Origin of the sequence: Sebaldella sp. S0638 (genome assembly GCF_024158605.1) — a bacterium.
Lineage (GTDB): Bacteria > Fusobacteriota > Fusobacteriia > Fusobacteriales > Leptotrichiaceae > Sebaldella.
This window is the reverse complement of the sequence record NZ_JAMZGM010000103.1, coordinates 1-9,265: the sequence shown is the minus strand read 5'-3', so window position 1 is coordinate 9,265 and position 9,265 is coordinate 1. Positions and strand designations below refer to the sequence as shown.

Sequence of the window (9,265 nt, the reverse complement as noted above, 5' to 3'; positions counted from 1 at the left end):
TTCATAATAAAGTCCTCCTGTTTTTAGTTTATCATAAAAAGATTTTTTTATTTACAGACTTTTTATCACAGGCTCCCGGCAGTATTGAATAAGTTATTATATCTGCTGGGAATAATATTCTTCATATTAATACTTATTGTATTGTTTGGGTTGGAAGTTCCAGTATCAGAAGAAAAAGAGCAGGGATTTAATGACACTGTCTTGAAGTTCAATGACTTTGATAGAACAGAAATATATGTGACAGACATAAGAGGAATAAGAAAGCAATTAGTATTAAGTAAAGGTTATGTAATAGATATAACAATATATACAACAGATGAAGGGGAGAAGGTACAGACCTTACGATATATAAGAAAGAGCGAAATGAAGAAAGACTTTGAAGCCTTAATATATAAATTAGATGAATACGAAATCAAATATAAGAAGCAAATAAAATTCAATTGAGAAAATCAAAAATCAAAATATATGTAAGGTACTTCTGGAGAATATAAGAGCCCGAGGGTCTGGCGAGCCCAAGTTCTGTCTACTTATGTATTAAAAAAAATATCGTTTCGTTTCGTTTAGGGAGGTGAAAAAATGTTGCCGAAAACATTAACAAAGAAAGAATTATCAACGCTTTTAGATATGTCAAATAAGCGAATAATGGAGTTGGAAAAAGAGAAAATTATAACGAAAAACAGTAGTGGAAGCTATGATTTATCTAACATAACTGATTTCGTTTTGTATGAAAGATATAAAATTCCGGAAGTTGTAAGATTGGCAGAGCTAGCAAGTTTTCTTGATTTAACAGAGCGGAGAATACAACAACTAACAGAAGATGAAGTGATAATAAGGGTTCGGAAAGGTGAATATGAATTTATATCAAGTGTAAAAAACTATATAGAATCACAAAGTAAAATTTTCGGGGAAATAGAAACAGAGGATGGGGTAAAAGTTGTTGATTTGAAAGAGGAAAAAACCAAAGAAGAAATAATCCTTTTAAAAAAGAGAAGTGAAGAAAAGGAAATAAAACTTCAAAAAATGAGAGGTGAAATATATGAGGCGGCAGATGTTGAAAAAGTATGGAGCCGGTTAATAGAAATTTTTAAGGCCAGACTTCTTAATATCCCTTCAAAGTTGGCAGTGAAATTAGCAGGAGAAGAAAGCAGTGGAGTAATAGAAGAAGAACTTGAATTAGAAGTGATGCAGGCATTGGAAGAATTGATGAATGTTGATTCCGAAGAATATAAAAGTAAAGATTTGATGACTGATACAGAAGACGAGGGCGAGAACAATGAAAATTCTGAAATCAGTAAATAAAGTCTTAAAATTGCTAGAACCACCTCCAAAACTCACGATAAGTGAATATGCTGAAAAATATATGGTTTTAACAAGTGAATCATCAGCGGAGCCAGGACGGTGGAGACCGAACAGAGCACCATATCAGAAAGGAATAATGGATGCAGTTTCAGATCGTGATGTAAGAAAAGTAGTAATAATGAGTTCTGCACAGGTAGGAAAGACAGTAATTTTATTAATGATAATAGCATATTACATTGACTATAAAGCCTGTCCTATGATGTTGGTAATGCCAGTAGATAAACTTTTAAAAGCATTTTCCAAAGACAGATTAATGCCAATGATAAAGGCAAATAAAAGAATCAGAAATAAAGTTATTGATAAAGAGTCAAGAGATATGGGAAATACAACATTGTATAAGAGTTTTCCAGGTGGAAGTCTTGCATTGGCCGGAGCTAATTCAACATCAGATTTGTCGTCAAGGTCAATAAAAGTATTATTAGCAGATGAAGTAGACAGATTCAGAGAAAATATAGGTGGCGAAGGAGATCCTTTAACACTGGCCGAAAAAAGAACAATAGCCTATACAGACAGCCGGAAATTAATATATGTATCAACACCAACAATAGCAGGAGTATCACGAATAGAGAAAGAATATAAGAACTCTACTATGGAAGAATGGGCTTTAAAATGCCCGGCATGTGGAGATTATCATATACCAACTTTCAGAGAATCATTAGATTTTGAAACGTTAAAAATGACTTGCAGTCACTGTGGTGTAATGAGTGATGAAAAGGAATGGAAGAAGGAAACAGGTACTTGGATAGTAACAAACCTAGAATATAAAGGAAGCACAAGAGGCTTTCATTTAAATGAACTTGCCTCACCATGGCGGAAATGGAAAGACATAAGAGATGATTTTTTAAAAACAAAAGATGATATTCCATTACTTCAAACTTTCATTAATACTTCTCTTGGTGAAGTTTGGGAGGCTGGAGGAAAAACGGTAAATGATACAGCACTTTTAGAAAAACGTGAATATTATAATTGTGAAGTACCTGATGATGTTCTTGTACTGACTGCTGGAGTAGATACTCAGGATAATAGACTTGAGGTGGAAGTTGTCGGCTGGGGTTTAGGTGAAGAATCATGGGGTATAGAGTACAAAGTATTTGTAGGAGACCCAGCTCAAGATCATGTATGGAAACAATTGGAAATGTTCCTTGATAAAAAATTTCAATATTCAAATGGAACAGAAGTAACAATATCCTGTGTATGCATAGATTCAGGGGGACATAACACTGATAGTGTATATAAATTTGTAAAACCTAATGAATTTAAACGCTGGTTTGCAATAAAAGGAAAAGGTGGAGAAGGAGTACCGCTAACAAGTAAGCCAAGTAAAAATAATAAAGCTGGTGTAAATCTATTTATGGTAGGAGTTGACGGAGGAAAAGCAAATATATATTCAAGACTTAGCATAGAAAATCCGGGACCTAAATATTGTCATTTTCCAATTGAAGAAGAGAAAAAATATGATGCAGAATATTTTTTATCATTAACATCAGAAAAAATGATAATTCAGGATAACGGAAAAATAATATGGAAAAAATTAAGGAAAAATAACGAGGCTTTGGATTGCAGAAACTATGCTATGGCAGCTTTTGACATTTTAAGCCCACAATTAGAAGCTTTATACAAATTACCACGGGGTGATTACTATAACACAAGGACAATAAGAGTAAGAAAAAGAAAAGTGATTTCGAAAGGAGTAATATAAATGTTTACAGTAGAAGAATGTAGAAAACATTTGCAATCATGGCTTGATGCTGACTTTGCCCTTGCGACTGGAAAAAGTTATCAGATAGGAACACAAAATTTAACAAGAGCAAATGCAGCAGAAGTAAGAGAAAGAATAGAATATTGGAAAAAACAACTTGAATTAGCCCAAAATGGAGGAAGGAGAAGGAAGATATACGGAGTAATACCACGGGATAGGTAGGAAGGAGGAAGTAAAATAAATGGGAATAGGAAACGTTATAGATAAAGCGGTTGGAGTAATTAATCCAGAAGCAGGATTAAAGAGAACTTTATACCGAGAAAAAATGGAAGTATTTAAAATTGTTAATAAAGGATATGACGAACACGGAGCCAGTCGAAGAAAAAAAGCATTAAAAGGTATGAATGCAGACAGTGGAACGGCTGACGAAGATATCGGAGAAAATCATGAGATATTAGTTAAGCGTTCACGGAGCTTATGGCAGGGTTCAACAGTAGCTACAGCTGCAATAAAAAATATAACAACTAATGCAGTAGGGACAGGACTGAAAGCAAAACCAAGTATTGATTATGAATATTTAGATTTAAAGGAAGAGCAGAAAACGGAAATAGAGAAAATCATAGAAAGAGAATATCAATACTGGAGTAAAAACTGTGGACTTTTTAGGGAAGAAAGCTTTGAGGAAGTTCAAAACCTCGTAATGTTGTCACAATTAATGTCTGGTGATGTCTTTGTGTTACTTCCGGTTGAAAAAGACGGATATTTAAAACTACAGGTAATTGAAGGTGACCAAGTAGGGGCAGGCTTAGGAAGTGGCGGAGCAGATATAAAAAATGGTGTAGAGCTACAAAATGGAAAAATAGTGGCATATCACATAAAACAAAAGAGTATGCAAACAAAGAGAATAACATTAAGAGGCGGAACAAGCCAAAAAAGAAATATACTCCACATTATGCTTGCAGAAAGACCAGCACAGAGAAGGGGAGTCCCTTATCTTGCTCATGTAATAGAAGACTTAAAACAGTTGGATAGATACCAAAAAGCGGAGTTACATGCAGCAGTAATAGCAAGTTTTTTCACAGTATTTATAGAAACACCGGATATAACCGAACCATTAGGAAAGGGAGGCGGAATATCAGAAAAAGATCAAATAGATAAGGAAGACGAGAGTACTCTGGAATTAGGACAAGGAAATATAATGGCACTTGATAAAGGAGAAAGGGCAAGTGTTGTAAATCCCGCCAGGCAAAATGCCTCATTTGAATCGTTTGTAACTTCAATATGCCGAAATATCGGAGCAGCTTTAGAAATTCCTTTTGAATCATTATTGAAACATTTTAGCAGTTCATATAGTGCCTCAAGAGCGGCCTTATTGGAGTTATGGAAATTTGTGAAATACAGAAGATACTTTTTAATAAAACAGTTCTGTAACCCGGTATATGAACAATTTATTGACTTATTGGTGTACTCTGGAAAATTACCGCACATAAATAAAGAAAGATATAAAAAAGACCCTCTATATCGTGAGGCCTTATATAAATGTATGTGGTATGGGCCAAGTCAAGGACAAATAGATCCGTTGAAAGAAGTTGTGGCAGCTGAAAAAAGAATAAACTTAGGAATTACAACAAGAACACAGGAAACAATGGAAATGAACGGCGGCGACTGGGAGAAAAACGCAGAGCAATTAAGAAAAGAGAAGGAGATAATGGACAATTTAGGAATAGCTAATAATGTTAAATCAAAAGAAGAAACTGTACAGTCTGAAGAAGAAGGAACAGATAACAGAGGAGGAAAAAGAGAAGGAGCCGGACGTAAAAAAGAAAATGAAGAAGATGAGAAAGAAGGTGAAGAAAATTGAAGAAGTTCTGGAATGTAATAAGGAATGGAACAAGAGAAGGGGAAATAAGGCTATACGGAGACATAGGAGACCCTAGTTGGTGGAACCCTAACAGCGTGGGAGCAAGAGAATTCAATGATGAATTGGACGAAATAAGAGACGTTGAAGTCTTAACAATAAGGATAAATTCAAGTGGTGGCGAAGTTTTTGCCGGAATAGCTATACATAACTCTATAAAAAGTCATGGTGCAACTGTGAAAAAAGTATATATAGACGGAATAGCGGCAAGTATAGCTTCAATAATAGCAATGGCAGGAACAGAAATAATAATGCCTATAAATGCATGGTTAATGATACACAATCCAAGTAGCGGAGTAATAGGAACAGCAGAAGAAATGAGAAAAAGAGCTGATACACTTGATAAATTAAGAGACAGCCTAATAGACACATATATGGAGCGAAGTAATTTGTCAAAAGAGGAAATTATTCAAATGCTGGATAATGAAACATGGCTAAGTGCAGATGAAGCACTAGAAAAAGGGTTCATAACTAAAATAGACAAAGAGGAAATAGGCGGAGAAATTGAAAATAAAATGTTAATGATAAATGGCGTAAGTTATGACGTTAACAGATATTCAAAATTTCCTGTAACAAGTTTTTTAAATCTTAATACTAAAAATAAAGAGGAGGAAATAAATAAAATGGGAGCAAATAATAATCAAAATGAACCAAAAAAAACAGAAATAACAGCGGAAATTATCAAAAATAGTTATTCTGATATATATAATTCAATACGTAATGCAGCAATAGAAGAAGAAAGAGCTAGAATGCTTGCAATAGATGAAATAGCAGGAACGACAGAAAATCAGGAACTTATTATTAATGCTAAAAAAGAAGGGAAAACAAAGGCAGAGCTGGCACTGGATATCCTAAATTATCAAAAACAATTAGGGCAAACAGAAATAGAAAAGATGGTAAAAGACAGTGCAGAGATAAATGAAATTAAGCCAGAAACAGAAGGACAAACAGAAACAATAGAAGCAAACGCAACAGGGATAGCAGCAATAATAAATAAAATGAGAGGAGTGGAATAAATGCCGATACCACAAGAAGAAATAACAATGGAAAAAAAGGGAGACAATCTCTTAAATGGAATGACAATAAAAGAACTGGTGAAAACAGCGAAGTTACCAGCTGGAGTATGGGAAAGAGGAATGGTAATAGGCCAGAAGGACGACGGAACTTGTGATCTCATAGGAAGAACAGGATTTGATGAAACAAATATCCATGCTGTAGTTCTGGAAACTAAGGAACTAAAAGACGAAGGGTTAATTCAGGTCTATTTTACCGGAGAATTTAATATGTCTGCCTTAATTGTAGAAACAGGATTTGACAAGGAAAAATTAGTAAAACCAGCAAGAAAATTATCAATAATAATATCATAGGAGGAAAAAAAGAATGTATGACTTAAAAACATTAATAGCAGCATTACTACAAACAAAAAGACCTAATTTATTTTTATGGACTTTATTAATGGGATCAGTAGAAACACATAAGACAAGAAAATTTGAAATTCATTTCAAGAAATCAAGAAGAATAATGGCACCATTTACAGCACCGTATATAGGCGGAGAACTTTTAGAAAAAGAAGGTTTTGAAGTAAGAGAATTTGAACCAGGAATAATAAAACCTTTTAGACGGGCAAATGCAAATGAACTTCTTGAACAGCAATTCGGGCAGACAATATATGGAAATGCTGTAAGCGGAGCTGACGAAGGACTAACACAAGTTGCAAAAGAATTAAAGGAGCTGGATGAAGCAATAATAAGAAGAGAGTTGTGGATGTTAGGACAGTACCTGTCTACTGGAATTGTACCAATGAAAGGGAAAACAACAGACAGGGCCATAAAATATGGTTCTGCTAACATAGAAGTACTGGGAGGAACAGACAAATGGGATAATGCCGGAAGTAATCCAATTGAGGATATAAGAAGATGGCAGTTACAAATACAGGAAGATACAGGAGTAATAGTAGATAGTGTGGTTTTAACTCCAAAAGCAGCAAAAGCTTTCAGAAATCATGCAAAAGTAATAGAGCAGTTAAAATTGACACAGGCAGACCAATTAAGAGTAAATCCACGTAGTTTAGGTGATGGAACAACATTTTTAGGAACAATACCGGATTTGAATGTGGATATTTATACTTATGTTGACTGGGTTGTAAATCCCTTAACAATGCAAAATGAATCAATAATTCCGGATGGCGGAGTTATAGCCTGCAGGGCAAAATCAATGTCAGTTCATTATGGGGCAATAGCACAAATGGTAGATAAGAAAAAACAAATTTTCGTAGGTACTAGAATACCGAAACATTGGGTAGATGAAGCAGAAGATAATGAGTATTTAAGATTAGCTTCGGCACCGCTTATTGTACCAGAAGATGTTGATGCACATTATTATTCAAAGGTGGTGTAATATGATAAAACTATTAGTAAATTTCAGGAAAGACGGAAAGGAATACAAAAAAGGACAAAAAATAGATTTAAGTTCAAAAGAAGAGCAGGAATTTATAAAAGCAGGATATGCAGAGATTGCAGAGGTTGAAAAAGTCGAAATTTTGGAAGGAGAGATAAAAACTCCAGAAATACCACCTGGTGAAAAAGAGGAAGAAGATTATGAAGAAATCAAACTGACATATGAAGAACTGGACAAAAAAACGATTGCAGAGCTGGAGGAGATAGCAGCAGAAAATAACATAGAACTAACAGAAGTAAAAAAGAAAGACAAAATACTGGAATTAATAAATAAGCTTACTATAAGTGAGGAAATGTAATGAACTTTAAAGAAGCAGTAGCAAGAGATAATAAAAATGTATTTTTCAATTTGAATGAGTTTGCAGAATACCGAAATGTGAATGGAAACAATGTAAAAGTTGTTATAGATGAAACATTATTTAAGGAAAAACATAAGGAACTTGAGGCAGAAGGGATAATACAAAACTGTCTAGTCTTATTTATTCAAGTTGAAGATCTTCCAGCTAAACCAAAAGCTGACCGAGATTTATTAATTGATAATAAAAAATATAAAATACTGGATTCTAAAGAGAAAAATGGAGTATATGAAATAGATTTACAGAAATACGAGGAATAATAATGAAAATAACTGTAAATACTAGGAATGTAGAAAAAATAATTAGTAAATTGGACTTAACCCCTAAGCAAGTAGCCCAAGTGTCAAAACTTGCATCAAATAGAGTAATAAATATGACCAAAACAGACATGAAGAGAAAAGTACGGGAAAAATATACAGCAAAAGCTGGAGAAGTAGCAGGCTCTATGTCTGTTATAAAAAGCCCGATAGGCGGAATAATAAAATCATCTGGTACACCATTACCGCTTACAGCTTTTAAGTTAAACCCGGCAAAGGTTGTAAGGAGTAAAAAGAAGCTGACAGCCTCAATAAAAAAAGGCGGACTAAAACCAATTTCAAAAGGTTTTCTAATTCAAAAGGGAGCTTTTCAGAGAAAAACAGATAAGAGATACCCGATAAAATTACTACATGGTCCAAGTTCGCCACAAATGCTGGGGGAACAGTCTATATTAGATGATATAGAAGAAAAAGTGATGGAAAATATGGAAAAAAGGATAACACATGAAATAGGAAGGATATTAAAATGATTGTTAATATTGAGGATAACATGATTTCGACATTAAAAAGAATTTTTGAACATGATAAATATAACAGTGTAAAAGGTAGAGAATCTTTAAAATTTTTCCGGGGTTTTCTACCTGGCAGAGAGATAAACGAAGATGTGAATTTTTACCCTTGTATATTAGTAACTTTTAACAATGATAAGTATTTACTGCAGAATGGAATTTCAAATGCGGAGTTGACATATAACATTCTCATTGGAATGTACGCTCCAGAATTTGAAGAAGAAGCTTATCATGATTGTATAAATATATACGAGCGAATAAAACAGGAAATGATAGCAACAGGAAGGCTGGGCGAATACTATGTGGATCGTAACAGTATACAAGGGTTACTGAATCCGGAACAGCCGGAACCATATATCTGGTTTCAGATGAATATTACTTTCAAAGTTCCCGTAATAAACACTAATTTAGAGGAGGAAATATACAATGGCTAAGCCTAAAACAGAAAAAAAAGATGATGAAAAAGTAATTGTAGAAGGAAAAGAACTGGATGAAACAAAAGAAGAAAAAACAGGAACAGGCGAAAATACAGAGCAGGAGACTAAAGAAGTAGAGAAGGAGGCGGAAGTGACAAATGGTGTTAGTATGAAAAAGTGGACACAAAAATCTTGATTGTGTAAACTAATTGAGAGAAGGCAGGTGTCCGAAATG

At 34.1% G+C, this 9,265-nt stretch carries 13 protein-coding genes; all 13 read left to right on the top strand.

What is annotated here, in order from left to right:
• Window positions 1-84: 84 nt before the first annotated feature.
• The 13 genes from NK213_RS17690 to NK213_RS17630 all read left to right on the top strand — a co-directional run bounded on the left by NK213_RS17690 (window position 85) and on the right by NK213_RS17630 (window position 9,226).
• Window positions 85-444, top strand: a complete 360-nt coding sequence (locus NK213_RS17690) for a hypothetical protein (protein ID WP_253351664.1) — start codon at window positions 85-87, stop codon at window positions 442-444.
• Window positions 445-576: 132 nt separating this feature from the next.
• A complete protein-coding gene (locus NK213_RS17685) occupies window positions 577-1,299 on the top strand; it encodes a hypothetical protein (RefSeq protein ID WP_253351662.1) in 723 nt (240 codons plus the stop codon).
• Window positions 1,274-3,058, top strand: coding sequence for a phage terminase large subunit family protein (locus NK213_RS17680; protein WP_253351660.1), 1,785 nt, complete (start codon window positions 1,274-1,276; stop codon window positions 3,056-3,058). Before NK213_RS17685 ends, NK213_RS17680 begins: the two co-directional genes overlap by 26 nt.
• Window positions 3,059-3,280 carry a DUF6148 family protein gene (locus NK213_RS17675; protein WP_253351651.1) on the top strand — a complete coding sequence of 74 codons (222 nt, stop codon included), beginning with the start codon at window positions 3,059-3,061 and terminating at the stop codon, window positions 3,278-3,280.
• Window positions 3,281-3,299: 19 nt separating this feature from the next.
• Window positions 3,300-4,919 carry a phage portal protein gene (locus NK213_RS17670; RefSeq protein ID WP_253351649.1) on the top strand — a complete coding sequence of 540 codons (1,620 nt, stop codon included), beginning with the start codon at window positions 3,300-3,302 and terminating at the stop codon, window positions 4,917-4,919.
• Window positions 4,916-5,992: a head maturation protease, ClpP-related gene (locus NK213_RS17665; RefSeq protein ID WP_253351647.1), complete on the top strand. Its 1,077-nt coding sequence runs from the start codon at window positions 4,916-4,918 to the stop codon at window positions 5,990-5,992. Before NK213_RS17670 ends, NK213_RS17665 begins: the two co-directional genes overlap by 4 nt.
• Window positions 5,993-6,343 carry a hypothetical protein gene (locus NK213_RS17660; protein ID WP_253351645.1) on the top strand — a complete coding sequence of 117 codons (351 nt, stop codon included), beginning with the start codon at window positions 5,993-5,995 and terminating at the stop codon, window positions 6,341-6,343.
• A 13-nt stretch (window positions 6,344-6,356) separates the two neighbouring features.
• Window positions 6,357-7,373: a major capsid protein gene (locus NK213_RS17655; RefSeq protein ID WP_253351643.1), complete on the top strand. Its 1,017-nt coding sequence runs from the start codon at window positions 6,357-6,359 to the stop codon at window positions 7,371-7,373.
• A 1-nt stretch (window position 7,374) separates the two neighbouring features.
• The gene (locus NK213_RS17650; protein WP_253351641.1) at window positions 7,375-7,731 is read left to right on the top strand and encodes a hypothetical protein; all 357 of its coding nucleotides are present in this window, start codon (window positions 7,375-7,377) and stop codon (window positions 7,729-7,731) included.
• A complete protein-coding gene (locus NK213_RS17645) occupies window positions 7,731-8,048 on the top strand; it encodes a hypothetical protein (RefSeq protein ID WP_253351639.1) in 318 nt (105 codons plus the stop codon). Before NK213_RS17650 ends, NK213_RS17645 begins: the two co-directional genes overlap by 1 nt.
• Window positions 8,049-8,050: 2 nt before the next feature.
• Entirely contained in the window at window positions 8,051-8,575 is a 525-nt protein-coding gene (locus NK213_RS17640) for a hypothetical protein (RefSeq protein WP_253351637.1), read from the top strand.
• Window positions 8,572-9,048: a hypothetical protein gene (locus NK213_RS17635; RefSeq protein WP_253351635.1), complete on the top strand. Its 477-nt coding sequence runs from the start codon at window positions 8,572-8,574 to the stop codon at window positions 9,046-9,048. The genes NK213_RS17640 and NK213_RS17635 overlap by 4 nt, the downstream gene beginning before the upstream one ends.
• Complete coding sequence (locus NK213_RS17630) at window positions 9,041-9,226, top strand: hypothetical protein (RefSeq protein ID WP_253351633.1); 186 nt, start codon at window positions 9,041-9,043, stop codon at window positions 9,224-9,226. Before NK213_RS17635 ends, NK213_RS17630 begins: the two co-directional genes overlap by 8 nt.
• Window positions 9,227-9,265 lie beyond the last annotated feature (39 nt).

Bases quoted from the DNA above. Each gene is read 5' to 3' on its own strand.
- NK213_RS17645 (WP_253351639.1), top strand. From the start codon at position 7,731: ATGAACTTTAAAGAAGCAGTAGCAAGAGATAATAAAAATGTATTTTTC.
- NK213_RS17670 (WP_253351649.1), top strand. From the start codon at position 3,300: ATGGGAATAGGAAACGTTATAGATAAAGCGGTTGGAGTAATTAATCCA.
- NK213_RS17685 (WP_253351662.1), top strand. From the start codon at position 577: ATGTTGCCGAAAACATTAACAAAGAAAGAATTATCAACGCTTTTAGAT.
- NK213_RS17655 (WP_253351643.1), top strand. From the start codon at position 6,357: ATGTATGACTTAAAAACATTAATAGCAGCATTACTACAAACAAAAAGA.
- NK213_RS17640 (WP_253351637.1), top strand. From the start codon at position 8,051: ATGAAAATAACTGTAAATACTAGGAATGTAGAAAAAATAATTAGTAAA.
- NK213_RS17630 (WP_253351633.1), top strand. From the start codon at position 9,041: ATGGCTAAGCCTAAAACAGAAAAAAAAGATGATGAAAAAGTAATTGTA.
- NK213_RS17660 (WP_253351645.1), top strand. From the start codon at position 5,993: ATGCCGATACCACAAGAAGAAATAACAATGGAAAAAAAGGGAGACAAT.
- NK213_RS17635 (WP_253351635.1), top strand. From the start codon at position 8,572: ATGATTGTTAATATTGAGGATAACATGATTTCGACATTAAAAAGAATT.
- NK213_RS17680 (WP_253351660.1), top strand. From the start codon at position 1,274: ATGAAAATTCTGAAATCAGTAAATAAAGTCTTAAAATTGCTAGAACCA.
- NK213_RS17650 (WP_253351641.1), top strand. From the start codon at position 7,375: ATGATAAAACTATTAGTAAATTTCAGGAAAGACGGAAAGGAATACAAA.
- NK213_RS17675 (WP_253351651.1), top strand. From the start codon at position 3,059: ATGTTTACAGTAGAAGAATGTAGAAAACATTTGCAATCATGGCTTGAT.